This window comes from Serinicoccus chungangensis (assembly GCF_006337125.1).
Classification (GTDB): Bacteria; Actinomycetota; Actinomycetes; order Actinomycetales; family Dermatophilaceae; genus Ornithinicoccus; species Ornithinicoccus chungangensis.
This window is the reverse complement of sequence record NZ_CP040887.1, coordinates 1,078,839-1,105,437: the sequence shown is the minus strand read 5'-3', so window position 1 is coordinate 1,105,437 and position 26,599 is coordinate 1,078,839. Positions and strand designations below refer to the sequence as shown.

Annotated in this window: 18 protein-coding genes; 9 read left to right on the top strand and 9 right to left on the bottom strand. The window is 72.7% G+C overall.

The window, feature by feature from the left end; translation table 11 throughout:
- The 6 genes from lipB (at position 1) to glnA (ending at position 6,370) form a co-directional block, all read left to right on the top strand.
- Positions 1–678 (top strand): lipoyl(octanoyl) transferase LipB, encoded by a 678-nt coding sequence (gene lipB / locus FHD63_RS04970; protein ID WP_139720630.1) that lies wholly within the window; start codon positions 1–3, stop codon positions 676–678.
- A gap of 116 nt (positions 679–794) precedes the next feature.
- A complete protein-coding gene (locus FHD63_RS04965; RefSeq protein ID WP_139720628.1) occupies positions 795–1,823 on the top strand; it encodes an ABC transporter ATP-binding protein in 1,029 nt (342 codons plus the stop codon).
- A complete protein-coding gene (locus tag FHD63_RS04960) occupies positions 1,820–2,809 on the top strand; it encodes an ABC transporter permease subunit (RefSeq protein WP_139720627.1) in 990 nt (329 codons plus the stop codon). Before FHD63_RS04965 ends, FHD63_RS04960 begins: the two co-directional genes overlap by 4 nt.
- Positions 2,810–2,919: 110 nt before the next feature.
- Positions 2,920–3,969, top strand: coding sequence for a lipoyl synthase (gene lipA, locus FHD63_RS04955; protein WP_139720625.1), 1,050 nt, complete (start codon positions 2,920–2,922; stop codon positions 3,967–3,969).
- A gap of 4 nt (positions 3,970–3,973) precedes the next feature.
- Complete coding sequence (locus FHD63_RS04950; protein WP_139720623.1) at positions 3,974–4,762, top strand: DUF4191 domain-containing protein; 789 nt, start codon at positions 3,974–3,976, stop codon at positions 4,760–4,762.
- Positions 4,763–4,945: 183 nt separating this feature from the next.
- Positions 4,946–6,370: a type I glutamate--ammonia ligase gene (gene glnA, locus FHD63_RS04945; protein ID WP_139720621.1), complete on the top strand. Its 1,425-nt coding sequence runs from the start codon at positions 4,946–4,948 to the stop codon at positions 6,368–6,370.
- Positions 6,371–6,791: 421 nt separating this feature from the next.
- Here glnA and FHD63_RS04940 read toward each other — a convergent pair whose 3' ends face one another.
- Genes FHD63_RS04940 through FHD63_RS04930 form a run of 3 tightly spaced genes read right to left on the bottom strand, consistent with a single transcriptional unit; the run spans position 6,792 to position 11,801 of the window.
- Positions 6,792–7,637 carry a UbiA family prenyltransferase gene (locus tag FHD63_RS04940; RefSeq protein ID WP_139720619.1) on the bottom strand — a complete coding sequence of 282 codons (846 nt, stop codon included), beginning with the start codon at positions 7,635–7,637 and terminating at the stop codon, positions 6,792–6,794.
- 53 nt (positions 7,638–7,690) lie between these two features.
- Positions 7,691–8,350, bottom strand: coding sequence for a class I SAM-dependent methyltransferase (locus FHD63_RS04935; RefSeq protein ID WP_139720617.1), 660 nt, complete (start codon positions 8,348–8,350; stop codon positions 7,691–7,693).
- Positions 8,316–11,801: a TM0106 family RecB-like putative nuclease gene (locus FHD63_RS04930; protein WP_139720615.1), complete on the bottom strand. Its 3,486-nt coding sequence runs from the start codon at positions 11,799–11,801 to the stop codon at positions 8,316–8,318. The genes FHD63_RS04935 and FHD63_RS04930 overlap by 35 nt, the downstream gene beginning before the upstream one ends.
- 103 nt (positions 11,802–11,904) lie before the next feature.
- On the opposite strand from FHD63_RS04930, the gene FHD63_RS04925 reads away from it, so the two are divergent.
- A complete protein-coding gene (locus FHD63_RS04925; RefSeq protein ID WP_139720613.1) occupies positions 11,905–12,624 on the top strand; it encodes a potassium channel family protein in 720 nt (239 codons plus the stop codon).
- Here FHD63_RS04925 and FHD63_RS04920 read toward each other — a convergent pair.
- The 5 genes from FHD63_RS04920 to FHD63_RS04900 all read right to left on the bottom strand — a co-directional run bounded on the left by FHD63_RS04920 (position 12,621) and on the right by FHD63_RS04900 (position 19,670).
- On the bottom strand, positions 12,621–13,037 hold the full coding sequence (locus FHD63_RS04920) for an HIT family protein (RefSeq protein ID WP_139720611.1): 417 nt from the start codon (positions 13,035–13,037) through the stop codon (positions 12,621–12,623). The genes FHD63_RS04925 and FHD63_RS04920 overlap by 4 nt on opposite strands.
- Positions 13,038–13,047: 10 nt before the next feature.
- A complete protein-coding gene (locus FHD63_RS04915; protein ID WP_139720610.1) occupies positions 13,048–14,376 on the bottom strand; it encodes an aminotransferase family protein in 1,329 nt (442 codons plus the stop codon).
- Positions 14,377–14,380: 4 nt separating this feature from the next.
- Positions 14,381–15,751, bottom strand: a complete 1,371-nt coding sequence (locus FHD63_RS04910) for an aminotransferase class III-fold pyridoxal phosphate-dependent enzyme (RefSeq protein ID WP_139720608.1) — start codon at positions 15,749–15,751, stop codon at positions 14,381–14,383.
- A 127-nt stretch (positions 15,752–15,878) separates the two neighbouring features.
- The gene (locus tag FHD63_RS04905) at positions 15,879–17,195 is read right to left on the bottom strand and encodes an aldehyde dehydrogenase family protein (RefSeq protein WP_202978414.1); all 1,317 of its coding nucleotides are present in this window, start codon (positions 17,193–17,195) and stop codon (positions 15,879–15,881) included.
- Between the two features lie 348 nt (positions 17,196–17,543).
- Complete coding sequence (locus tag FHD63_RS04900) at positions 17,544–19,670, bottom strand: S9 family peptidase (protein ID WP_139720606.1); 2,127 nt, start codon at positions 19,668–19,670, stop codon at positions 17,544–17,546.
- 86 nt (positions 19,671–19,756) lie between these two features.
- Between FHD63_RS04900 and FHD63_RS16865 the strand changes: the two genes are divergently transcribed.
- Together FHD63_RS16865 and FHD63_RS04890 are read left to right on the top strand one after the other, a co-directional pair.
- Complete coding sequence (locus tag FHD63_RS16865; protein ID WP_139720604.1) at positions 19,757–21,994, top strand: hypothetical protein; 2,238 nt, start codon at positions 19,757–19,759, stop codon at positions 21,992–21,994.
- 147 nt (positions 21,995–22,141) lie between these two features.
- On the top strand, positions 22,142–22,420 hold the full coding sequence (locus FHD63_RS04890; RefSeq protein WP_139720602.1) for a hypothetical protein: 279 nt from the start codon (positions 22,142–22,144) through the stop codon (positions 22,418–22,420).
- Positions 22,421–22,435: 15 nt separating this feature from the next.
- Here the strand turns inward: FHD63_RS04890 and dnaE are convergent, their stop codons facing one another.
- Positions 22,436–26,557 carry a DNA polymerase III subunit alpha gene (dnaE, locus tag FHD63_RS04885; protein WP_139720600.1) on the bottom strand — a complete coding sequence of 1,374 codons (4,122 nt, stop codon included), beginning with the start codon at positions 26,555–26,557 and terminating at the stop codon, positions 22,436–22,438.
- Positions 26,558–26,599: the final 42 nt, after the last annotated feature.

Sequence of the window (26,599 nt, the reverse complement as noted above, 5' to 3'; positions counted from 1 at the left end):
ATGCGTGTCGAGCACCTCGGTCTGGCCCCTGACCTCGTGGACTATAAGCAGGCGTGGGAGCACCAGCGCGAGGTCCACGCCCGGGTCGTGAGCGGAGAGCTGCCGGACACGGTCCTGCTCCTCGAGCACGCCGCGGTCTACACCGCGGGCCGGCGCACGGAGGCGCACGAGCGGCCGCTGGACGGGACCCCCGTCGTGGACGTCGACCGGGGCGGCAAGATCACCTGGCACGGGCCGGGTCAGCTCGTGGGGTACCCCATCGTCCGGCTGCCCTCCCCCGTCGACGTCGTGGCGCACGTGCGCCGCCTCGAGGACATGATGATCGGGGTCTGCGCCGAGCTGGGGGTCGAGGCGACCCGCGTCGAGGGCCGCTCCGGGGTCTGGCTGCCCGCCGACGGGGACCGTCCGGAACGCAAGATCGGGGCCATCGGCATCCGGGTGAGCCAGGACGTGACGATGCACGGCTTCGCGCTCAACTGCGACTGCGACCTGGCCTGGGCGGACACCATCATCCCGTGCGGGATCGCCGACGCCGGGGTCACCTCGCTGTCGGCCGAGCTGGGGCGGCCCGTGGGGGTCCCCGAGGTGCTGCCGCTCGTCGAGCGGCACCTGGACCGGGCGCTCTCCCCGGTGGCCGCTGCGGGCCCGGGACACCACCCGGTCTCGCCCGGGGCCTGACCGACGCAGGAAGTTGCGGACACGCGTGCAACAGACGCGGTCCTCACGACACAGCCACGGTTGACTGGCCACGTGCGGGCGCCCGGGTGTGGCGCCCACCGACGCGAGGAGAGCAGGTGAGCGTGGCCCACCCCACCGACGAGGGACCGGCCCTGACGATCCGGGGGCTGCGCAAGACCTACCGCACGGTGCGGGGCCGCCGGATCGCCGTCCACGGCCTGGACATGGACGTGCCCACCGGTGGCGTCCACGGCTTTCTCGGCCCCAACGGCTCCGGCAAGACGACGACCATCCGCATGCTGCTGGGCCTGGTCCGGCCGGATGCCGGCGAGATGCGGATCTTCGGCACCCCGGTCCCCCGGGAGCTGCCCTCGGTCGTCGACCGGGTCGGCGCGATCGTCGAGTCCCCGAAGTTCTTCCCCGGCTTCACCGGCCGCCGCAGCCTCACCCTGCTCGCCGAGGCCATCGGCACGCCGACCTCGCGGGTGGGCGAGGTGCTGGAGGAGGTCGGCCTGGGGAGCCGGGGCGAGGACACCTTCCGCAGCTACTCCCTCGGCATGAAGCAGCGCCTGGCGATCGCCGCCACCCTGCTCAAGGCCCCCGACCTGCTCATCTTTGACGAGCCCACCAACGGGCTCGACCCGGCCGGGATCCACGACATCCGGACCACCATGCGCCGGCTCGCCGACCAGGGGCGGACCGTCCTGGTCAGCAGCCACATCCTCTCCGAGGTGGAGCAGATCGCCGACACCGTCTCGATCATCGGTCGGGGGCGGGTGCTGGCGCAGGGGTCGGTGGCCGGGCTCATCGGCGCCGGCGGGGAGACGGTCGAGGTCGGGGTGCGCCACCCCGGGGCCGCTGTCCGGGTGCTGCGCGAGGCCGGCTTCGCCGCCGACTGGCTCGCCCGCCCGCGCGGCCAGGACGCGGCCGACGCCCTGCGGCAGGTGGAGGACGAGGACGTCGCCGGGCTGCTCACCGTGACCGGGGCGCACCCGGCCGAGATCACCCGGCTGCTGGCGGGACAGGGGCTGTGGGTGGAGCGCCTGGTGCCGAGCCGACGGGGCCTGGAGCAGATCTTCCTCGAGCTCACCCAGGACGACGCGCTGCCCGCGCGCTCCCCGGAGCACGGGGAGGGGGCGGCATGATCCGGTTGGTCGCGGTGGAGCTGCAGCGCCTGCGGGCGCGGCGCATCGTCCTGCTGGCCCTCGTGGCCAGCGCCCTCATCGCCGGCTTCGCCCTGTTCACCGTCAACCAGCAGGCCGTCCAGCTCGAGCGGGCCCGCAGCGGCGCCGACGCGGCGTTCCAGGAGCAGCTGCAGTGGTGGGAGGAGAACGGCGAGCGGGAGCGCGCCAGCTGCCTGCAGTCGCAGGAGGAGGAGCGTCGCCTCAGCGGCGACGCCACCGTCGACTTCGGGTGCGAGCAGATGCAGCCCCCGACCCCCGAGCAGATGTACGGAGCGATGCCCTCCCTGGCCGGGCAGTACGACGAGCTGCTCCTCGTGCTCGCCTACCCCTTCCTCCTGCTGGCCCTCCTCGTCGGCTCCACGCACGTCGCCGCCGAGTTCACCCATCGCACGATGGGGTCCTGGCTCACCTTCGTGCCCCGCCGGGGCGTCGTCTTCGCCTCCAAGGTCGTCGCGGCCGCCATCGTCGCCCTGCCCGTGGTCGGTGTCGGCGTGGCCCTCGTCCTGCTCGGGGTGCCCGCCGTCTTCCGGTGGCACGGCATCGACGGCGGGGGCACCACGGACCAGTGGGTGGTGCTGACCTGGGCCGTCGTCCGGATCATGGCGGTCGGGGCCATGGCCGGTGCGCTCGGCGCCGCCGCCGGCTTCCTCGTCCGGCACAGCGCGGTCGTCGTGGGGGTGCTGCTGGGCTACCTCGCCGTGGTCGAGGGCATCCTCGGCTCCTCGCTCCCGGCGACCTCCCGCTTCCTCCTCGGGCGCAACATCCGGGGCTTCATCGAGAACGGCACCCAGTGGACGGTGTATGCCGACTGCTGGGAGCCGGCCGGTGAGTGCCGCGAGGTGGTCGAGCGGCTCAGCTTCGCCCAGTCCGCGACCACGCTCGTCGTCGTGCTGCTCCTCGTCGTCGGGCTCGCCCTCTGGCGGTTCCTGCGCACGGACGTCGACTGAGCGCCGCCGGCCGGGTGGACCGGCCGGACCGAGCGGCACGCCCGGGGCATACCCTGGAGGGGTCCACGCGTTGTCACGTGGGACAACGAACCGATCGTGAGGGAGCACCTGTGACCGTCGCACCGGAGGGCCGTCGACTGCTGCGCGTCGAGGCGCGCAACGCCGAGACGCCGATCGAGCGCAAGCCCGACTGGATCCGGACCACCGCCAAGATGGGGCCGGAGTACCAGGAGCTGCACTCGATGGTCAAGAGCGGTGGTCTGCACACCGTGTGCCAGGAGGCGGGCTGCCCCAACATCTTCGAGTGCTGGGAGGACCGCGAGGCGACCTTCCTCATCGGCGGCGACATCTGCACCCGGCGCTGCGACTTCTGCGACATCTCCACCGGTCGTCCGCTGCCGCTGGACCTGGAGGAGCCGCGCAAGGTCGCCGAGTCCATCCGCACGATGGAGCTGCGCTACGCCACCATCACCGGGGTCGCCCGGGACGACCAGAAGGACGGCGCGGCCTGGCTCTACGCCGAGGTCATCCGCAAGGTGCACGAGCTCAACCCGACCACCGGCGTGGAGATCCTGCCCCCCGACTTCGGCGCCGTCCCGGAGCTGGTGCAGCAGGTGTTCGACGCCCGCCCCGAGGTCTTCGCGCACAACCTGGAGACGGTGCCGCGGATCTTCAAGAAGATCCGGCCCGCCTTCACCTACGACAAGTCGTTGCGGGTGCTGTCCATGGCCCGGGAGAACGAGCTGGTGACGAAGTCCAACCTCATCCTCGGCATGGGCGAGACGGAGGATGAGATCGACCAGGCGATGCAGGACCTGCACGACGCCGGGTGCGACATCCTCACTATCACCCAGTACCTGCGCCCCTCCAAGCTGCACCACCCCATCGAGCGGTGGGTCAAGCCGCAGGAGTTCGTCCACTGGTCCGAGCGCGCCGAGGAGATCGGCTTCAAGGGCGTCATGGCCGGGCCGCTGGTCCGCAGCTCCTACCGCGCCGGCAAGCTCTACGCGCAGGCCATGCGCCGGTGGGGTCGTGAGGTGCCCGAGCACCTGTCCCACCTGGCCCAGCAGGCCGAGGCGGACGTCCCCGCCCGTCAGGAGGCCGCCTCCCTGGTGGCCGCGCAGGAGCGTCGGGAGCTGCCCCGCGCCCGCGTATCCTGATCCCATGTCCGCGTCCTCCACCACTGCCGCACCGGAGCCGAAGAAGCGTCGCTTCGGACGCTCCCGCAAGCCCAAGGACCCGAACAACCCGGGCCGCATCGCCCAGTTCCGCCAGGTCTTCGCCATGACCCGGAAGGCGGACCCGGCCGCCGTGTGGTGGATGGCCCTCGCCGCGCTGGCGGTCCTCGTGGTGGCCCTGCTCGTCGGGCTCTGGCTCGACCAGGTCGTCTACGTCCTCGTCCTGGGCGTCCCCATGGCCCTCCTCGCGGCGGTCATCGTCCTGGGCCGCAAGGCCGAGCGGGCGGCGTTCGCGCAGATCGAGGGGCAGCCGGGCGCCGCCTCCGCGGTGCTGCAGCAGCTGCGCCGCGGGTGGTACTACGACCAGGAGCCGGTGGCGGCGGAGGCCGGTGGCCAGGTCCGCGGTATGCGTGACCTCAACAACGCGGCCATGGTCTTCCGTGCGGTCGGTCGCCCCGGCGTCGTGCTGATCTCCGAGGGTCCGCGCGGCTCGGCGCAGCGCCTGGCCAAGGCGGAGGAGCGCAAGGTGTCCCGGGTCGTCGGGCACGAGGTGCCGGTGCACACGATCTCCGTCGGCAAGGCCGAGGGCCAGACGCCCCTGCGGGAGGTCGTCAAGACGATCAAGAAGTACCCCAAGTCGCTGACCAACGACGAGGCGCTCGTCGTCCAGCAGCGGATGAAGGCCCTGGGCAGCCGCAACAAGCCGGCGATCCCCGCGGGCATGGACCCGACGCGTCCGCCGCGGGCCAGCCGCCGCGCGCTGCGCGGGCGCTGACGAGGCGCCCGGCCGCGCGAGGGGACGGCGCGGCTGCGCGAGGGGACCGCGGCCGCGGGCCGACGAGGTGCGTAACACCGGCGTAACACCCGAGTGACCCGGCGGAAACCGCCTCCACGTAGGTTAAAGGTCACCGGACCCGTAACCCCGAGTCGTCGCCCGGTCCGCGACAGGAGGAACTCCATGTTCAGCAATGCCGACGAGGTGCTCGCCTACATCAAGGACGAGGACGTCAAGTTCATCGACATCAGGTTCTGCGACCTGCCCGGTGTCATGCAGCACTTCAACGTGCCGGCCCAGACGTTCGACCAGGACGCCTTCGACACCGGCCAGATGTTCGACGGCTCGTCCATCCGCGGTTTCAAGTCGATCCACGAGTCGGACATGAAGCTGATCCCGGACCCGCAGACGGCCTACCTCGACCCGTTCCGCGCCGAGAAGACGCTCGTCATGAACTTCTCGATCGTCGACCCCTTCACCGACGAGCCCTACGAGCGTGACCCGCGGCAGATCGCCCGGCGCGCCGAGGAGCACCTGCGCTCGACCGGGATCGCCGACACCGCCTTCTTCGGTGCCGAGGCCGAGTTCTACGTCTTCGACGACGTGCGCTTCTCGACCGGCCCCAGCGGCGGGTACTACCACATCGACTCGGTCGAGGCGGCCTGGAACACGGGCCGCGCCGAGGAGGGCGGCAACCGCGGTTACAAGCCCCGGTTCAAGGGCGGGTACTTCCCGGTGCCCCCGGTGGACCACTTCGCCGACATCCGCGACCGCATGGTGCTCAACCTGGACACCGTCGGCCTCGACGTCGAGCGCGCCCACCACGAGGTCGGCACGGCCGGGCAGCAGGAGATCAACTACAAGTTCAACACCCTGCTCCACTCCGGTGACGACCTGATGAAGTTCAAGTACGTCATCAAGAACACCGCCTGGGCGGCGGGCAAGACGGCGACCTTCATGCCGAAGCCGGTCTTCGGCGACAACGGCTCGGGGATGCACACCCACCAGAGCCTGTGGAAGGACGGCGAGCCGCTGTTCTACGACGAGAACGGCTACGGCGGTCTCTCCGACATCGCCCGGTGGTACATCGGCGGCCTGCTCGCCCACGGCCCGGCGCTGCTCGCCTTCACCAACCCCTCGCTGAACTCCTACCACCGCCTGGTCCCGGGCTTCGAGGCGCCGATCAACCTGGTCTACTCGGCCCGGAACCGCTCGGCCTGCGTGCGGATCCCGATCACCGGGTCCTCCGCGAAGGCCAAGCGGGTGGAGTACCGCGTGCCCGACCCGTCGGCGAACCCCTACCTCGCCTTCTCCGCCCAGCTCATGGCCGGGCTGGACGGGATCAAGAACCGGATCGAGCCGCCGGCGCCGGTGGACAAGGACCTCTACGAGCTGCCGCCGGAGGAGATGGCCGACATCGACCAGCTCCCGACGAACCTGCCGGACGTGCTCAACGCCCTGGAGGACGACCACGCCTTCCTCACCGAGGGAGAGGTCTTCACCGAGGACCTGCTGGGTGCCTGGGTGGACTACAAGCGGGCCAACGAGATCCAGCCGACCCGCCTGCGGCCGCACCCGCACGAGTTCGAGCTGTACTTCGACATCTGACGAAGCGCGTCAGCGGAGGGTAGGCAGCGAGGAACGAGCTGTCTGCCCTCCGTAGCGCGAGGAAGCTGTCGCATCAGGGCCGACATCTGACGAAGCGCGTCAGCGGAGGGCAGGCAGCGAGGAACGAGCTGTCTGCCCTCCGTAGCGCGAGGAAGCTGTCGCATCAGGGCCGACATCTGACGAAGCGCGTCAGCGGAGGGCAGGCAGCGAGGAACACGCTGTCTGCCCTCCGCTGTGTCCGCAGGGGGACGAACTTCCGGGGGTGTCTGCCAGCCGCTCTGTCGTCTGTCAGCCGGAAGGTCAGCTGACAGCCCTCTCGTCGAGGCTGTCAGCTGACGTGGCGGTCGGTGGTTGACCATGCGGCGGCCAGTGCGCGGGCGGCTGGTCGACGTCGGCCGCGCCCCGAGACGGGTCCACCCCCTCAGCGGAGGAACCACCAGGCGGCTCCCTGCAGGAGGAGGACGGCGACCATCGCGGCGACGGACGGCCCGGGTGACCCGCGGCCGAGGCGGTGGACGCCGACGGCGGACAGCGGCGCCCCGACGAGGCCGGCGACCGCGACCGGCCACGGCAGGACGACGAGGCTCAGACCGTATGCCGTCACGGCGGCCGCTGCTCCGAGTCGCCGCAGCGTCGTGGCCGAGAGCCGGGACGCCAGCGTGTGCTTGCCGGACGACCGGTCGGCGTCGCGGTCGGCCCACTGCGTCTCCAGCAGGTTGACGAAGGTCAGCAGGGCGAACGGGAGGAAGGCGAGCGCCGCAGGGCCGAAGGCGGCCCCCGCGACCACCGCCCCGGTGGCCGGCAGCAGCAGGCCTCCCAGCAGCGCGTTCACCACCTCACCCCAGCCGTGACGGGAGAACGGCCAGGGCCCGACGGAGTAGGCGCACCCGCCCACCAGGCCGAGCGTGAGCAGCAGGGCCACCAGCCCGGTCATCCTGCCGGCCACCAGCCCGAGGGCCGTCAGCGCCGCCGCGACGGCGGCCCCGCCGACGGCGACGCGCAGCGCGAAGGCCGCCGGCAGCCCGAGCTCGGACAGGGCCCCGCTGCCGCCGGAGAAGCGGGTGCGCACGGTGCGGGCGTCCGTCCCGGCGTCGGCGAACTCGTTGACCACGTGCACGCCGACCGCGACCGCGGCGACCGCCAGCGCCGTCAGGACCGCGCCGGAGGTCGACAGCGGGGCACGGGCGGGCAGGACCCCGGTCGAGCCCGCCACCCACCCCACCGCGTAGACGGCGAGGACGAGCAGCACCTGGTCGGGCCGGCTCATCCGCACCGCCCCGCGGAGACGTACCACCACCGGAGAGGCGGCCCCGGGGTGCCTCACCCCCACGTGCCGACGAGCACCCGGACGTGCCCTGCCCAGCGGCTCCAGGCCCGGGTGAGGGTGAGCTCCGGCTCGACCACCGTCCACGGGTGGGCGTCGATGTCGGCGCCGCCCAGCCGGCAGGCGAGCCGGGCCAGCGGTGCGGCCAGGGCCGCCCGGCCGGTCGGCCGGGCCATGTCGACGACGGCGACGGCAGCACCGGGCCGCAGCACGCCCGTGACGGTGCGCCACACCCGCGCCGGGTCAGGGGTGAGCGACAGCGCGTAGGTCGCGATGACGGCGTCGAAGGGCTGGCCCGCGGCCGCCTCCCGCGCCGCCTGCGGGTCGGCCATGTCTCCCTGGACCAGCCGCAGCTGCCCGGCGCCGGACGACCCGGCTCGCTTGCGCCGGGCCACCGCGAGCATCGCGGGGCTGCGGTCCAGACCGACGACCCTGCCCATCGGGCCGACCCCGTCGAGGAGGGCCGGGAGGTTCAGCCCCGTGCCGCACCCGAGGTCCAGCACCCGCCACCCCGGCCGCAGCCCCATCGCCGGGATGGCGAGGCGCCGACCCACGGCATACACGGGGTCGCCCGAGAGCAGGTCGTAGGTGCGGGCGGTGAGGGCGCCGTAGCGGTCCACCTCACCCCACCAGGGCGTCCGCGACCACGGCGGCATCCGCCCCGGCGTCGCACAGACCGATGAAGGCACCCAGCCGCAGCACGGCCTCAGGGGTCGAGGGCAGGTGCGCGGTGAGGGCCTCGGACCGGATGAGGACGGCCCGCCACTGCGCCCGGGAGATCGCGACGTTGAGGCGGTGACGGCTGAGCAGGAACCCGGTGCCGCGCGGCACGTCCGCCGCCGAGGACGCGGTCATCGACAGGATCGCGACGACCGCCTCCCGCCCCTGGAAGGCGTCCACCGTGCCGACCCGGACGTCTCCCAGCCCGGCCTGGGCGAGGTGCTCGCGGACGAGCGCGACCTGGGCGTTGTAGGGCGCGACGACGAGGAGGTCCTGCTGCCCGAGCGGCCGCGGCCCGCGCGGGTCCTCCGGGTCGGTCCAGGTGGACCCGAGGTGGGCCCTCACCTGACGGACCACCTCGGCCGCCTCCTCCGGCGACTCGGTGCGGTTGCCCCGGTGCTCCAGCCGCACGACCTCCAGACCGGGGGCGAGACCCTCGAGCAGCCGCCGGGCCGGGGGCTCGGCGGAGCTGAGCTGCCCGGCGTACGCCAGCGCGGAGACCGGCGCGGTGACCGCCGGGTGCATGCGGTAGGTGCGCTCCAGGAAGTAGCCGCGCTCCGGCGGCAGCGTCGGGTCCTGCCCCATGAGCCAGCCGAGCGCCGACTCGTCCACGGGCTCGGCGTGCGTGCCCTGGCTCACCTGCGGCAGCTGCTGCGGGTCACCCAGCAGCAGGAGCCGCCGGGCGGACCGCGAGGCACCGACGGTCGGGGCCAGCGCGAACTGCCCGGCCTCGTCGACGACGAGCAGGTCCAGGCCGCCGCGCTCGACCAGGTCGGGGTGGGAGAACGTCCACGCGGTGCCGCCGAGGACGCACCCGGTCTCGCGGTGCTCCTCCAGGTATGCCGCCCGCGCGGCCGCGGTGCCCTTGACCTCCGTCCAGGGAGGGTCGGCGGTCGCGGACGTGGACTTGGCGACCAGGGCCGGGTCGAGGCCGGCCCGGACGACGGCACCGAGCATGTTCTCGACCGCGCTGTGGGACTGGGCGACGACACCGACGCGCCAGCCGTGCTCCTGCACGAGCCGGGCGACGACCCGCGATCCGGTCCACGTCTTGCCCGTCCCCGGCGGGCCCTGGACGGCGACGTAGGAGTCGTCCATCGCCAGCAGGGCGGCCACGAGGTCCCCGAGCGTGCCGGCGTCACCCCCGTGCGGCAGGCGGCCGCCCTCCCGCAACCGCGGCAGGCGCCGGGCCAGCAGGTCCAGGGCCGCTCCCCCGGGGAGCTCGCGGTGCGCCAGGGCGTCGGAGGCCACCTCGGCGATGGCTCCCGGGATGGGCTCGGGCCGCGGCGGTCGATCGGGGGCGAGCGCCACGGGCAGGTCGGTGAAGACCTCGTCCGGCGCGCGCGCCTCGACGAGCTGGACCACCCGCGCGTCGTCCGGGTCGAGCGCGACACCGTCCGCGCGGGCCGCGGCGTAAGGGGCGCCGTCCGGCCCGTCGGACCCGGTCGGGCCCGGCGCGGGGTAGACCACCTGGGCGCCCCGGGCCGTGCTGCCCGGGGCCCAGTCCCCCACCAGCCTCAGGGTGCGCCGCCAGTGTCGGGCCCGGCCCTCGGGCGGGGTCCAGTCGGACACCACCTCCACGGACTCGACGGCGAACACGTCACGGGTGCGCGCCCAGCTCTCCAGCGGGTGCTGGAGCCGGTCGAAGTGACCCCACCAGAACTGCTTGGCCTCCCTGCGGTGGTAGCCGATCGCCGTGGCCAGCATGGCCCAGGCCTGCTCCTGCGCGCCGCGGTCCGACGGCGGGCCGGCTCCGGCCCGCTCCTGCAGCGCGGCCTCCAGCTCGCCCTCGGCCTGGGCGCTCTCCCGTGCCTCCGGAGCGAGCGCCCGGGGCACGACGAGGTGGCGGACCCCGGCCTCGTCCGCCCGCTCCAGCAGCCAGTCGCGCAGCCGCCGCGTCGAGACGCAGTCGTAGCGGTTGTAGTCGGCCAGGTCGTCCAGCCGCCGGGTCGCCTCCGCGGGGTCGGCCTCCTCCAGCAGGCGGAACTCGTGGTAGGCCAGGATCGAGGCGTCCCCGGAGCTCACGCCGTCCTCGGGTCGCAGCTCGGAGCCCATGTAGAGCGGCTCCAGCTTCTTGATGCTGTAGGACGGGGCCGCGACGAGGACCGACCCGCGGACGACGGCGTAGAGGTCGACGAACACCTCGGCCCGCAGCAGGTCGTCGAGCTCCTCCTCGCGCACCCGGTAGCGCATGGCCATCGCCTTGAGCGCGCTCGTCTCGTAGGGCGCGTAGTGGTAGACGTGCAGGTCCGGCCACCGGCGGCGCCGCTCCTGCAGGTCGTCGACGAAGCGGGCGAACGCCGCACGCTCGGCCGCGAAGGAGTGCGCCCAGGTCGGGGTGTAGCACCCGTCCGCGTCCAGGACGCCCCAGAGGTACTGCAGGCCGGCGTGGGCCCGGTCCCCCTCGTCGTGGTGCGGGTCGCCCTCGAAGTCGAAGAAGAGGTCACCCTCGCTGGGAGCCGGCAGCAGCGCGAGCGTCTGGGCGGCCGAGCCGGTCAGCCGGTGGGCCACGCCGCCGTCCGCCGTCGCCCCCGCCTGCAGCTGCGCCTGGTCGCGCAGCCGCTCGAAGGTGGCCGCCACCATCCCCTCGGGCACCGCGGCGGCCCGGGCCAGGTCGGCCACGGAGGTGATCCCCGCCTCCCGGAGCCGGCCCCGTCGCCGCGCGTCCACCCCGGCGACGAGGAGCACGTCGTCCACGGCCTCCGCGGCGGCCAGGCAGTCCTCGCACCGTCCGCACACGGCATACCGGTCCTCACCCCAGCGCACCGGGAGGTCCTCCTCCAGGTGCGCCCGCAGGAAGGGCTCGAACCGTCCGCGCACCTCGGCGAAGACCGCGACGAGGTCGCTGGTCGGCAGGTCCCGCCGCTCGCCCGAGCCGAGCAGCAGGCTCGCGGTGGCGGAGACCGGGACGCCCGCGCGCCGGAGCAGGTCGGCGTAGGCGCCGAGCTGGACGAGCGCGAGCGCCGACTCCGAGCGGGCGAGCTTGGCGTCGCACACGCGCCAGCCGTCGTCCGCGCGCTCGAGCACGTCGGCGTAGCCGAGCATCCGGCCGTCGAAGAGGCAGGCCTGCGACACCGCACAAGCGTCGCCCTCGAGCGCCGCCCGGGTCGCCGCGGCGGCCTCCCGCAGCGACTCCACCGACAGCGGCGGCTGCGGCCGGGGCAGCTCGAGGAGGCCGCCCCGGTCCCGGTATGCCGTGAGCAGCTCGGCCTCGTGCCGGTCCCCCAGCCGGGCGAGCAGATCCTGCACGGGGTCACGTCGTGGCTCCGGGCGCGGCACCCGCCCCAGCACGGCGTCGACGTGCCGCAGGAAGGCGTACTCGCACCCCAGTGCCGCACGCAGGTCCGACGGGCTCCACACCACCCGCTGCGGTCCCAGCACGAGCATCCGCTCCACCTCCTCCGGCGCGCCCAGCCTCGCACACGCCACCGACACCCCGGCTCGCCGTCCCGGACGCGGGGGTGGTGCGACGCCTGGGATCATGTCGGGCATGAACCGCCTGGAGCGTTGGGAGTCGCGCACCCAGACCCCCTTGATGATCGCCGCCCTCGTCTTCCTCGTGGCGTTTGCCATCCCCATCGTCGACCCGACCCTGCCGGCAACCGCGCGGAGGACCTGCATGGTGGTCCAGGACGTCATCTGGGGCGTCTTCCTGGTGGACTACGCCTACCGGCTGGCCGTGGCGCCGCGCCGGTGGGACTTCGTGCGCCGGCACCCGCTGGACCTCGCGGCCGTGGCGCTGCCCGCGCTGCGGCCCCTGCGGCTCGTCGCCGCCCTGTCCTTCGTGCACCAGGTGGCTGGGGAGAAGCTGCGCGGGCACGTGGCGCTCTACGTCACCACCGCCACCCTGCTCGTCGTGACGATCTCCTCCCTGGCGGTGCTCAACGTCGAGCGCGGCCACCCGGACGCGACGATCCAGACGTGGCAGGAGTCGTTGTGGTGGTCCTTCGTGACCGTGACGACGGTGGGCTACGGCGACTACGCCCCCGTCACCGGCGAGGGCCGCCTCTTCGCCGTGGGCCTCATGCTGTGCGGCATCGCGCTGCTCGGCATCGTCACCGCCAGCCTGGCCTCATGGCTCCTCGAGCGCATCGCCGAGCCCGACCCCACCCGGCAGCCGGCCACCGCCGCCGACCTCGCCGAGCTCACGGAGCAGGTCAGCGAGCTGCGCGCCGAGCTGGCCGGGCTGCGCGGACCCGAGCAGACCTAGTTCTGCGGGTCCAGCACCGCACGCAGCCGGGCGGCGTAGTCGGCCGCCTCGGGACCGGCATAGCGCGTCCTCGGCCAGAAGAACCCGCGCAGGCCGTCGCCCTTCGTCCGAGGCACGACGTGGACGTGCAGGTGCGGCACCGACTGGCTGACCACGTTGTTCATCGCCACGAAGCTGCCCTGGGCGCCCAGCGCCGTGCGCACGGCCGCCGCGACGTCGCGGGCGGCGGCGAAGAGCGGCACCACGAGGTCGTCGGGCAGCTCGGTGAGCGTGTCGACGTGGCGCCGGGGCACGAGCAGCACGTGCCCCTTGAAGACCGGGCGGGTGTCCAGGAAGCCGACCACGTCCTCCCGCTCGAGGACGGTCTCGGCCGGCTCCTCACCGGCGACGATGCGGCAGAAGAGGCAGGCCATGGCGCTCACGCTAGCGGCCGGTGGCCCCGAGCACCTGGTGTATGCCGCGCGCCACCCCGGCCGCGATCTGGTCCACCTCGGCATCGGTCACGACGAGCGGCGGGCCGAGCAGCAGCAGGTCGCCGTTCGTCCCGTCCGCGCAGCCGGTGCTCGGGTAGACGAGCACGCCCTGCTCCCGGCAGGCCTCGCTGACCCGCTCGATCACCCGCTCGGCGCGCGGGAAGGGCTCTCGGGTCGCCTCGTCCGCGACCAGCTCGACGGCCTGCAGCAGCCCGCGCCCGCGCACGTCGCCGATGCCGGGGACCCGGGCGAGGTGGCGGTGCAGGGCGTCCTGCAGCCGGGCACCCTGCCGGGCCGAGGCCTCGACCAGGCCGTCGCGCTGCAGGATCCGCAGGACCGCCAGCCCGGTGGCGGCACCGACGACGTGGTGGGAGTAGGTGAAGCCGTGGACGAAGCCGGCGCGGGCCAGCACCTCGTGCACTGGGCCGCTGACGACCGCGAGGCCGAGGGGCCAGTAGCCCGAGGCGGTGCCCTTGCCGGCCGTGAGCACGTCCGGGCGCAGGCCGAAGTGCTCGCTGGCGAACCACCGGCCGGTGCGCCCGAAGCCGGTCATGACCTCGTCGGCGACGACCAGGACGCCGTGCCGGCGGCAGACCTCGGTCACGGCCGGCCAGTAGTCGTCCGGCGGCACGCAGGCCCCCAGCCCGGCGCCCGCGACCGGCTCGGCCACGAAGGCCGCGACGCGCCCGGGGCCGACGCGCTCGATGGTCTCCTCCAGCACCTGGGCGTGCCGCGCCCCGCAGCCGTGCGGGTGGGTGTCGGGGAAGGCGCAGCGGTACTCGTAGGGGGTGCTGGTGTGCTCGGCACCGGTGAGCCAGGGCAGGTAGGGAGCCCGCAGCCCGGCGCGCCCGGACACGCTCAGGGCACCCCTGCTGTTGCCGTGGTAGGAGCCGCGCCGGCCGATGACGACGTCGCGGTCCTCGCCGCGGGCCAGGTGGTAGGCCCGCACCATCTTCAAGGCCGACTCCACCGCCTCGCTCCCGCCGGAGACGGGGTAGATGCGCGGGTCCTCCAGCGGGAGCAGCGGGGCGAGGGCGTCGGCATACTCCTCCAGCACCTCGCTGGAGAAGGCCGAGCCGTGCACGTAGGAGACCCGGGACGCCTGGGCGGCGGCGGCCTGCACGACCTCGTCCACCCCGTGACCGACGCCCACGACGACCGCGCCGCCGGCCGCGTCGAGGTAGCGGCGGCCCTCGACGTCGACGAGGACCGCGCCCTCGCCGTGGTCGATCCGGACCCGGTCGCCGCCACCCCGGGAGAAGACGTGCCGCGAGCCCACCGGGTCAGCCGCCGAGCGACGCCGCGCCCGCGGCGGCCGCGACGGCCTCCCCGAAGATGCGCAGACCGGTCCGGGCCTCCTCCGGCGTCACCACCAGCGGGGGCGACATCCGCACCACGCTCTCGCCCGCCTCGAGCACGAGCAGACCGCGCTCGAAGGCAGCCTGCTGGACGGCGGCGGACAGCGCGGAGTCGGCGAACTCGACCCCGATCATCAGGCCGACGCCGCGCACGTCGACGACGGCCTCGGGGTGGGCGGCCTGGATCTCGCGAAGCCCGGCCAGGACCTGGTCGCCGACGGTGCGGGCATGCTCCAGCAGGCCCTCGGACTCGATGACGCGCAGCGTCGCGAGACCGGCCGCGCAGGGCACGGGGCTGCCGCCGTAGGTGGACCCGTGGGTGCCGACGCCCCAGCTCTCCATGAGGGAGGCCCTGGCGATGAAGGCGCCCAGCGGCAGACCCGAGGCGATGCCCTTGGCGGAGAGCAGGACGTCGGGCTCGACGCCGGTCTGCTCGATGGCCCACATGGTCCCGGTGCGCCCCATGCCGCACTGCACCTCGTCGGCCACGAGCAGGATGCCGTGCTCGTCGCACAGCTCGCGCAGCCGTCGCATCCAGCCCTCGCCGGGGACGATGTAGCCGCCCTCGCCCTGGATGGGCTCGACGAAGATCGCGGCGACCTCGCTGGGGGCCACGTCGTGGCGGAAGATGGTCTCCAGCGCGTCGAAGGTCGCGGTGTCGGACGCGTCCTCACCGGCGGCCACCTTGGCGGGGTCGGCGTAGGGCACGTGCAGGACGCCGGGCAGCAGCGGTCCGAAGCCCTGGTGGTACTTCGGCTTGGAGCTGGTGAGCGACACCGCGCCCATGGTGCGTCCGTGGAAGGCGCCGTAGAAGCTGATGACGTAGGGACGCCCCGTCGCGTAGCGGGCGAGCTTGAGGGCACCCTCCACGGCCTCGGCGCCGGAGTTGGTGAGGAAGACGCGCACCGGCTCGCTCATCGGCGCGGTCCGGGCGAGCGCCTGGCACATCTGGGAGTAGACCGGCAGGAAGAAGTCGCTGGCCGAGTAGTGCAGCAGGTCGGCCGCCTGGTCCTGGACCGCGCGGACCACCTCGGGGTGGGCGTGCCCGGTGGAGTTCACCGCGATGCCGGCGTTGAAGTCGAGGAAGAGGTTGCCGTCGACGTCCTCGATGCGGCAGCCGCGCGCGCGCCGCGGGGCGAAGGGGTAGGCGCGCGGCAGGGACGGGCTGGTGATCGCCTGGTCGCCGGCGACGACCTCGCGGGTGAGCGGGCCGGGCAGCTCGGTGCGCAGGTCGGGCACGGGGCGGGAGGGGTCGGCCCAGTCGGTGGTCGGCTCGGCCAGGGTGGTGTCGGTCATGAGGACTCTCCTCGGGTCGTGGGTGGGGTCGGGGTATGCCGCGCTGCCGGTCCCGGCAGCGCTCCGGCGAGGGGCGTCGGGCGCCGCTGACGGCCGGGGACGGCGGACGGCGGGTGGTTGCGCCGGGTCAGCCGGTGACGACGGTCTGGGACTGCTCGCGCATGAAGAGCTGCACGTAGTGCAGGCCGCCGCCGGCCTTGCCCGAGCTGCCCGAGCCCTTCCAGCCGCCGAAGGGCTGCACGCCCGGCCAGGCACCGGTCGTGGCCCCGGCGGGCCGGTTGACGTAGACCACGCCGGCCTCGATGCCTGCCAGGAAGCGGTCGATCTCGTCCTGCTCGCCGGCGAACAGCCCGGCCGTCAGCCCGAAGACCGTGTCGTTGGCCCGCTCCAGCGCCTCGTCGAGCCCGTCGACCGGTGCCACGACGGCGAGCGGCACGAAGAGCTCGCTGGTGAACAGCTCGTCGTCGGCGGGCAGGCCCGAGATGAGCGTCGGCTGCACGAAGTAGCCGGGGTGCCCGTCGGTGCCCTGGAGGACCTCGCCGCCGGCGACGACGGTCCCGCCCGCCTCGCGGGCGTGCTCGACCGCGCCGCGGAAGCGCTCGACGGCGTCGGCGTCGATGACCGGCCCGCAGAAGGTGTCGCGCTCCAGCGGGTCGCCCACGACGACCGCACCGAGCGCCTTGCCCAGGGTCTGGACCAGCTCGTCGTGGACCGCCGCGTCGACGTAGACGCGGGAGCAGGCCGAGCACTTCTGCCCCGAGGCACCGGCGATGGAGCGGGTGATGCCCTTCGCCGCGGCCTCGATGTCGGCGCTGGCGGTGACGATCGTCGGGTTCTTGCCGCCCATCTCGGTGATGACCGGACGTGGGTAGTCGCCCCGGAAGGCGTCCATGACGGCCATGCCTCCGGCGTAGGACCCGGTGAAGGTCAGCCCGTCGAGGCCCGGGTGCGCGACGACCGCCTTGCCGACGTCGTCCCCGCCCGGGAGGATCTGCATGAGCCCGTCGGGCAGGCCGGCCTCGAGCATGGTCTCGTAGAGCTTCCACGCGACGTGGGTGCCCTGGACCGAGGGCTTGAGGACGACGGCGTTGCCCGCGACGAGCGCGGCGGCCGCCGGACCGGCCGCGAGCGCCATCGGGAAGTTGAACGGGCTGATGACGCCCCACACGCCGTGCGGGCGCAGGACCGAACGGGTGGTCTCGGTGGCGGACAGCTGCTCCATCGCCGCCTCGAAGCCGCCGTTCTTCTCCACCTGGTCGCAGTAGTACCGGAAGAAGACGGCCGACTCCTCGACGTCGCCCAGCGCCTCCAGGCGGTTCTTGCCGACCTCCATGGTCATGAGGGCGGCCAGCTCGTTGGCGCGCGCGCTGATGAGGTCGGCCACCTCGCGCAGCACCGGGAGCCGCTCCTGCCAGGGCGTGGCCGCCCACGCGCGACCGGCCACCCTGGCCGCGTCCACGGCGGCGTCGACCGCACCCGCGAGGCGGCGCGCACCCGCGCGACGAGCACGGAGGGGTCGGCGGGGCTGGTGACGTCGACGGGGTCACCGGGCGCCGGGTCGCCGGGGGCGGAGATCTCCGCCCCGAGCCAGCCGCGGGCGACCTCGACACCGGCCTCGTAGGCCGTGTGCAGGTCTTCGTTGTCAGCGGTCAGGGTCGCATAGGTCACCTTGTAGGGCTCGGACACCGTCGTCTCCTCACATCTCGCAGATTGCCGAGTTCATCCGCCATCTTGCCAGATCTACAGGACGATTGACGGTCATATCCGCGATCCGCCGGAAATCCTCCGAAGCTCAGCTGGTGACGAGCTCCGTCGCTCCGAGCTGGTCGAGGACGAAGGCGATCTCGAAGGCGGTCTCCCGCCAGGCGTCGTAGCGCCCCGTCTTGCCGCCGTGCCCGGCGACCATCTCGGTCTTGAGCAGGATGGGGCGCTCCTGCGGGTCGCTGGTGACGGTCTCCCGGAGCCTGGCCACCCACTTGGCCGGCTCGACGTAGAACACACGGGTGTCGTTGAGCCCCGTCGTGGCCAGGATCGCGGGGTAGTCCACCCGCCGGATGTTCTCGTAGGGGGTGTAGGAGCGCATGAGCTGGTAGATCTGCGCCGAGTCGACCGGGTTGCCCCACTCCTCCCACTCGCTCACGGTCAGCGGGAGGGAGGGGTCGAGGATGGTGGTGAGCGCGTCGACGAAGGCGACGCCGGCGTGGACCACGCGGAAGCGCTCGGGCGCGAGGTTGAGGACGGCACCCATGAGCAGCCCTCCGGCCGAGCGGCCCTCGGCGGCCAGGCGGTCGGGGGCCACCCAGCCGGTCTCGACGAGGTGGTCGGCGCAGGCGACGAAGTCGGTGAAGGTGTTGGTCTTGTGCTCCATCCGCCCGTCCTCGTACCACCCGCGGCCCATCTCACCGCCGCCGCGGACGTGCGCCACGGCGTGCACGACACCTCGGTCGAGGTAGGACAGCCGGGAGATCGAGAAGTGCGGGTCCACGGAGATCTCGTAGGACCCGTAGCCGTAGAGCAGGCCCGGGTGGCTGCCGTCAGGCTCGGCGTCCCGCCGGGCCACCAGGGAGATGGGGATCTGCGTGCCGTCCGCCGCCGTGGCCCAGAGCCGCTGCTGCTGGTAGTCGGCCGGGTCGTAGCCGCCGAGCACGGGCTGCTGCTTGACGAGGGTCAGCTCGCCGCTGCCCAGGTCCAGGTCCAGGACGCTGCGCGGGGTCACCAGGGACTCGACGAGCACCTGCAGCGTGTCGGTCTCGTAGGTCGGGTTGGTGCCGGTCTCGATGGTGTAGACCGCCTCCTCCACCGGGACCTGGTAGCCCTCGCCCACCGGGCGTCCCTGGCCGGACAGGGGCAGGACCTGCAGCTGGGTCAGCCCCTCCCGGCGCAGGGACAGCACGAGGTGGCCGGCGAAGGCCTCGACCCCGGCCAGCCGCACCCCGTCCTCGCCGGGCACGACCGTCGACCAGTCCTGCGCCGACGTCGTGGTCGCCGGGGCGACCGCGAGCTCGAAGTCACGGTGGTCCCGGTTGTGCACGATCCACAGGCGCTCGCCCGCGGGCTCCACGTCGTACTCCACGCCCTCCTCCCGGGGCGCGACCACACGGACCTCACCGGTGGGCTCCTCGGCGTCGACCAGCCGCACCTCGGAGGTGTTCTTGCTGCCCAGCCAGATGATGACGTGCCGGTCGTCGCGCGAGGTGCCGACCCCCATCCAGAACCGCTCGTCGTCCTCCTGGTGGACCAGCACGTCCTCCTCCGCCGGGGCGCCGACCCGGTGACGCCAGACCTGGTGCGGCCGCCAGGCGTCGTCGACCCGCACGTAGAACAGGTGCCCGCCGTCGGCGCTCCACGCCGTCCCGTAGCCGATGCCCCGCACCGCGTCGTCCACGACCTCGCCGCTGGTGAGGTCCTTGATCCGCAGGTCGAAGCGCTCGTCGCCGGTGGTGTCCACCGCGTAGGCGAGCCGGTCGCCCGCCGCGGTCACGTCGAAGGCGCCCAGGCTGAAGAACTCCTCGCCCTGCGCCTCGGCGTTGCCGTCCAGCAGCACCTCCTCACCCTCGGGAGCCGCGCCGGGGTCGAGCTCGGGCCGGTCCGGCGACTCGCCGACGGCGACCCGCCCGTGGACGGCGTACTGCTCCCCCTCGATGGTGCGGGTGTAGTACCACCAGTCGCGATGCCGCACCGGCACCGACAGGTCGGTCTGCTGGACCCGGCCCTTGATCTCCTCGAAGATGCTCTGCTGCAGCTCGCCCAGGTGGGCCGTGCGGTCCTCGGTGTACGCGTTCTCCGCCTCGAGGTGGGCGATGACGTCCGGGTCGGACTTGTCCCGCAGCCACTCGTAGGGATCGACGACGTCCTCGCCGTGGTGGGAGCGGACGACGTCGAGGCGGGCGGCGCGGGGCGGTGCAGGCTGAGGGGTCACCCACCCCACGCTACCCCGGCGCCGGGACCGCCGGACGGTGCGCGGGCACGTCCGCCCAGGAGGGGTCGGCATACCATCGGCACATCATGATCTCCCGCCCCGTCCGCCACCGCCGGGCCTGCTGGGTCGTCCGTGACGCGGGTCGCGGGAGCGCCCCGACGTTGCGTCCGGGGCGGTATGCGCAGGTGCGGCTGCGCGAGGCCGAGGGGCTGCTCCTGGGGCCGGAGCAGGTGCGCGAGGTCTACGGGCCAGCGCCGCGGGCGCACCCTCTCGGGGAGCTCACGGACGTCACCGGCGAGTGGGTCGGCCTGCTCAGCGACGACGCGCAGCGCACCTTCGTCGCGATGAGCGACTTCCACGGCTTCGGCCACCTCTTCTGGTCCGTGCAGCCCGGCGCCACGGGGCAGGACGTCTACCTCGGCACCACGCTGGACGCGGTCGTCGACCGGTTGCGCGCCGACGGCGTCACGCTCGAGGTCGACTGGGGGGTCGCGCACACCACCCTCGCCTCGAACCACGTGCTCCTGCGCAACCAGTGGTCCCGGCGCACGCTGGTGCAGGGGGTCCGGTGCCTGCGCCCCGACGAGCTGCTCGTCATGTCCGGCGCAGGGGTCGGGACCGTGCCCCGACCGATGACCACCGACCCGCACGGCCGCAGCTACGACGACCTGCTCGACGCCGGCGTCGCGCGCGCCAGCGGGCTGCTGGCCGAGGTCGGCGATGCCGTGCCGGACCTCCGGGTCTTCGCCTCCGGCGGCAAGGACAGCCGCGTCGTGCTGTCGCTCCTGGACCACGCGGGCGTGCTGGACCGGACCAGCTTCGTGGCGGCGGACCCGAGCCGGTGGGCGGATGCGGCAGGTCGCCGGGAGCTGTGGCGCGACCTCGTCGTCTCCGACGAGCTGCGGCAGGCCGCCGGGCGGCCGTGGTACGTCGAGCCGGACTACGAGGACCGCATGCTGTCCTTCGCCGAGAGCATCGAGCACCACCAGAGCTTCTACGCCGGCAGCCAGTGGGCCGCCTCGGCCGAGCGGCAGCTGAGGTGGCCGACCGTCCCCTACGTCGCCGTGCGCGGCGGCGCCGGCGAGCTCCTGCGCACGGCCTTCCGGGCGATCCGCACCGGGGCACCCTTCGCGGTGATGGAGCAGACGCCCGCGTCGCTGGAGGCGGACCTGCGACGCCTGCACGCCCTGGTGCTCCACCGCGGCGCCGCGCTGCCGCCCGGCGCCCGGGAGGCGGGCGAGGCGGCCGTCGTCGAGGCCTTCTCGCTGCTCCCGGACGCGCCCGTCGGCCAGCAGGTGGACGCGCACTACCGGCTGCACCGCAACCGCTCGCACTTCGGCCACGTGCTCCACTCGGCGCACCGACGCAGCCTGGCCCTCCACCCGCTGGCGACCCCGGAGTTCCTGCGCGCGGCGCACCTGCTCCCCTTCGCCGGGCGCGACCTCGGGCTGGCCGCCTTCGACGTCGTCGAGCGCCTGCGCCCGGACCTCAACCGGCACCGGTTCGCCTCGGGCACCTGGCCGGCCGAGCTGTGGCGGCAGCGCGGCGGGCCGCCCTCCCCGCTGCCGCGCGCGCCGGGCGGACCGTTCGACCGCCAGCGGGTGCCGGGCTACTTCGCCGCCGAGGACCAGAACCACTTCCGGCGCGGCTGGACCAGCGGGCCGCTGCGCTTCGACATCCGCACGGCCGCCCAGACCCGCGCCGTCCACGACCTGTGGCGGCTGCACGAGGTGGCGCCGGGCGAGGCCACGAGCGCCTTCGTGGCCTCCGTCGCCGACCTGGTGAGCACCTCGGCGCTCAACCCGGCGACCACCGTGGTGCGGGTGGCCTCGATGCTGCGGGCGCTCGAGGCCCCCGCCTGCGACCCCCCGGCCTGCCTGGAGATGACGGTCCGGACCGGGCGTGGGCTGCCGTGGCGGCGGCGGGACCGCGCGGACGTCGAGCCGGTGCGCACCGGGGGGCCGGGCTCGGTCCGCACCCTGGGCGGGTATGCCGCGAACGCCGCCACCGCCGGCCTGGAGACCTTCGAGGTCGACCCCCGTACCGAGCCCGGGGTCTACTGCCACCTGGAGGTCGAGGACGGCGCGCTCGTGGCGCGGCGGGTGGGTGCGGAGCGGGCAGGCTGGCCGCTGGAGCACACGTTCACGCTGACCCGTGGCGGCGAGCAGGTGGCCGAGGTGACGACGCGGCAGTCCCGTCTGACCTTCGACGTGGCGCCCGGGCCGGGGCGGTGGCGGGCGCAGCTGGCGGCCCGCCGGCTGGACCTCCCCCACGTCGTGCTGCGGGCGTCCTCCCCGCCGGTGGTCGTGCCCGAGACCGGCTGAACCGGCCAGGGACCAGGACGACGCCCTCCCGCCACCGAACGGTCACTGTGATGTGCATCACAGCGGCATTTGGGTCAAGATTTCCCCATGAAAGGGTAAAGAGTGAGTAAAGTTCCTCACCAGTAACCGCGAGTGAGGGGATCCATGATGACCGTTCAGAACACGTCGACCACCCGCTCGGTCACCGGGGCGTACCGCGTGACCCAGCAGCGACAGGGTGCTGGCATCGACTACTACTTCCGCGTGAGCGGCCCGGACGGCCGCGCGAGCGAGCAGAAGGTCTACTGGTACCCCTCCATGACGCCGTTGCAGGTCGCCGAGGCCGCGGTCGCCGCCCACCTGGAGGCAGACGGCGGCCCGCAGGCGATCACCGCGACGGCCCGGCAGGACCTCAACGAGGGCGGGTTCGTCGTCACGCTCACCTGAGGCGGCGGGTGGCCCTCAGCTCCCGACGCTGGCCGGCCCCAGCAGGGCCTTGAGGTCGCCGAACAGCTCCGGGGTCGCGGTGACCCGCAGGCCCTCGTCGAGCTTGATGAGGACGGTGCGGCCCGGCTGGGTCAGCCGGACGTGCACCTCGGTGGCACCGGGGTGGTTGGCCAGCACCCCCTTGAGCTGGTGCGCCAGCACGTCGTTGATGCGGGTCGGGGTCATGGTCAGGACGACCGGACCGCGGGGACCGGTCTTGATGTCCGGCAGCATCATCTCGTTGGCCATGAGCTCGGTGGAGTCGTCCTTCTTCAGCCGGCCCTTGACCACGACGACGGTGTCCTCGGCCAGCATGGTCGAGATGGTCATGTAGGTCTTGGGCCAGAAGACGACGTCGAGCGAGCCGGCCATGTCCTCGACGGTGGCCCGGGCGTACGGGTCGCCGTTCTTGGTCCGCTTGAGCTGCAGGTTGGTGATGAGCCCGGCGACGGTGACGAAGTCACCGTCCTTGGCGCCGTCCTCGCCGACGAGCTGCAGGATCGAGGCGGAGGCGTGCTGGGACAGGATGTGCTCGATGCCGTTGAGCGGGTGGTCGGAGACGTAGAGACCCAGCATCTCCCGCTCGAACGCGAGCCGGGCGGTCTTGTCCCACTCGATGCCGGGGATGGCCGGGAGGGTGACGATCTGCAGCGGCTCTCCCCCGCCGTCCTCGTCGCCTCCGCCGAAGGAGAGCCCGGAGAAGAGGCTGTCCTGGCCGATGGCCTCCTGCTTCTTCTCGTCGGCGAGCGCCTCGACGTACCGCTCGTGGACCGTGACGAGGCCCTGGCGGGTGTGCCCGAGCCCGTCGAAGGCCCCGGCCTTGCACAGCGACTCGATGGTGCGCTTGTTGCAGACCACGGCCGGGCACTTGCGCAGGAAGTCCTCGAAGGAGGTGAACGCGCCCTTCTCCTCGCGGGTGGCGACGATGGCCTGCACGACGTTGGAACCGACGTTGCGGATCGCCTGCAGACCGAAGCGGATGTCGTCGCCGACCGCCGCGAAGGTGCCGATCGACTCGTTGACGTCCGGCGGCAGGACGGGGATGCGCAGCCGGCGGCACTCGGCGAGGTAGAGCGCCGTCTTGTCCTTGTCGTCCCCCACGCTGGTGAGCAGGGCCGCCATGTACTCGGCGGGGAAGTTGGCCTTGAGGTAGCCGGTCCAGTAGGAGATGACGCCGTAGGCCGCGGTGTGCGCCTTGTTGAAGGCGTAGTCGGAGAACGGCACGAGCACGCCCCACAGCGCGGCCACCGAGGCCTCGTTGTAGCCGTTGGCCTTCATCCCGTCGGAGAACGGGATGTACTCGGCGTCGAGCACCTCCTTCTTCTTCTTGCCCATCGCGCGGCGGAGCAGGTCGGCGTTGCCCAGGGTGTAGCCCGCCAGCTTCTGGGCGATCTCCATGACCTGCTCCTGGTAGATGCAGTTGGAGAGCACCATCCCGTGGACGATGAAGTTGTGCACGTCGTCGACGGTGATGTCGTAGACCGGCTCGGCCGGCCCCACCGAGACGTCGGTGACGCGTGCCCAACCCAGCTTTTCGTCGCGCCCCTCGGCAGCGGTCGCAGACACCGGGAAGTCCGCGGCTGCAGGACCGGCGGTGGCGCCGACGAGGACGGTCTCGGCGCGCCCGGCTCGGACACGCTCGTCGTCCGTCCACGCGATCCGGTCATCACCCACCACGAGCTCACCGGCCCGGACCCAGCCGCGCTGGGTGAGCACGGGGTGGTCGGCCGACAGGCGGAGGCGCTCGCCCAGCACCGTCGCCACCGTCAGCACGGGCTTGTCCGGCATCTGCCACCAGTGCGTGACCCGTCGGCGTACGACCTTGCCGCGCTCGTCGACACCCAGGGTGAAGAATCCCTGCCGCACGCGCTCCTCGAGCTCGTCGACCCGAACCCGCTCTCCGCTGTCGGCGTCGATGATGGGGGTCTCCCCCGCTACGCACAAGCCGTACGTGTTCTCCAGGATGGGCTGCAGGGCCTCCTCCATCTCCGGCTGCAGCTTGCCCTTGAGCTCGGGGTCCAGCGGGGTGTTCTCCTGCTTGCCGTTCTTGCGCAGGGCGAAGTTGGTGTGGGCGTTGACGCCCATGGGCCCGGGCCGGTAGAGGGCGAGCGCCGCCGAGATGTCCTCGAAGGTGTCCGGCTGCATGAGCCGCAGCAGCTGGCGCATCCCGTTGCCGTCGAGCTGGAAGACGCCGAGCGTGTCTCCTCGGCTCAGCAGGTCGTAGGTCGCCCGGTCGGTCATGTCCTTGGACAGGGCGTCGAGGTCGATCTCCTGGCCCCGGTTGTCCTTGATGTTGGTGATCGCGTCGTCGAGGACGGTGAGGTTGCGCAGCCCCAGGAAGTCCATCTTGACCAGCCCGAGCGACTCGCACGTCGGGTAGTCGAACTGGGTGATGATCTGGCCGTCCTGGTCACGGCGCATGATGGGGATGACGTCGATGAGCGGCTCGCTGGACATGATGACGCCGGCCGCGTGCACCCCCCACTGGCGCTTCAGCCCCTCCAGGCCCGTGGCGGTGTCGAAGACCTCGGCGGCGTGCTCGTCCTCGGCGAGCAGCTCGCGGAACTCGCCCGCCTCGGCATACCTCTTGTCCTGCGGGTCCTGGATCCCGGACAGGGAGATGTCCTTGCCCATGACGCTGGGCGGCATGGCCTTGGTGAGCCTCTCGCCCATGGCGAAGGGGTAGCCCATGACCCGGGAGGAGTCCTTGAGCGCCTGCTTGGCCTTGATCGTGCCGTAGGTGACGATCATCGCGACCCGGTCGTCGCCGTACTTCTCGGTGACGTAGCGGATGACCTCCGAGCGGCGCCGGTCGTCGAAGTCGACGTCGAAGTCGGGCATCGACTTGCGCTCGGGGTTGAGGAACCGCTCGAAGATCAGGCCGTGCGGGATCGGGTCCAGGTCGGTGATCCCCATGGCGTAGGCGCACATGGACCCGGCGCCCGAGCCTCGGCCCGGGCCGACCTTGATCCCGTTGTCCTTGGCCCAGTTGATGAAGTCGGCGACGACGAGGAAGTAGCCCGGGTAGCCCTTGCCGATGATGACCTCGGCCTCGTACTCCGCCTGCTTGCGCGCGTAGTCCGGCACCCCCTCCGGATAGCGGCGCTGCAGGCCGGTCTCGACCTCCTTGATGAACCAGCTGGTCTCGTCCTCACCCTCCGGGACCGGGAAGCGCGGCATGTAGCGCCCCTCGCCCTCGGTGAAGGAGATGTCGCAGCGGTCGGCCACCAGCAGGGTGTTGTCGCAGGCCTCGGGCAGCTCGCGCCACACGTCCCGCATCTCGGCGGCCGACTTGAGGTAGTAGCCGTCGCCGTTGAACTGGAACCGGTTCGGGTCCTGCATCGTCGAGCCGGACTGCACGCACAGCAGCGCGGAGTGCGCCTTGGCGTCCTCCTGGTGCGTGTAGTGCAGGTCGTTGGTCGCCAGCAGCGGCAGGGACAGCTCCTTGGCCAGCCGGAGCAGGTCCTGGCGGACGACCCGCTCGATCTGGATGCCGTGGTCCATGAGCTCGAGGAAGTAGTTGTCCGCCCCGAAGATGTCCTTCATGTCCGAGGCGTACTGAACCGCCTGGTCCCACTGCCCGAGCCGCAGCCGGGTCTGGATCTCCCCGGACGGGCAGCCGGTGGTCGCGATGAGGCCCTGGCCGTAGGTCTCCAGCAGCTCGCGGTCCATGCGGGGCTTGAAGTAGTAGCCCTCCATCGAGGCCAGCGAGGCCATCCGGAAGAGGTTGTGCATGCCGTTGTTGTTGCGCGCCAGCAGCGTCATGTGGGTGTAGGCGCCGCCACCGGAGACGTCGTCACGTCCCCCGTCGCCGTACTTCACCCGGGTCTTGTCCGTGCGGTGGGTGCCCGGCGTGACGTAGGCCTCGAGCCCGATGATCGGCTTGACGTCGTAGCGCTGAGCGGTCTTCCAGAACTCGTAGGCGCCGAAGATGAACCCGTGGTCGGTCGTCGCGATCGCCGGCATCCCCAGCTCGGCGGCCTTGTCGAACATATCGGTGATCCGCGCCGCACCGTCGAGCATGGAGTACTCGGTGTGGTTGTGCAGGTGGACGAAGTTCTGCTCGCGCGGGACGCTGCTGCTGGCTGGTGCTGACATCAGGACGAGATCCTAGTTCGCGCCGCTGACACTCCGGCCGCC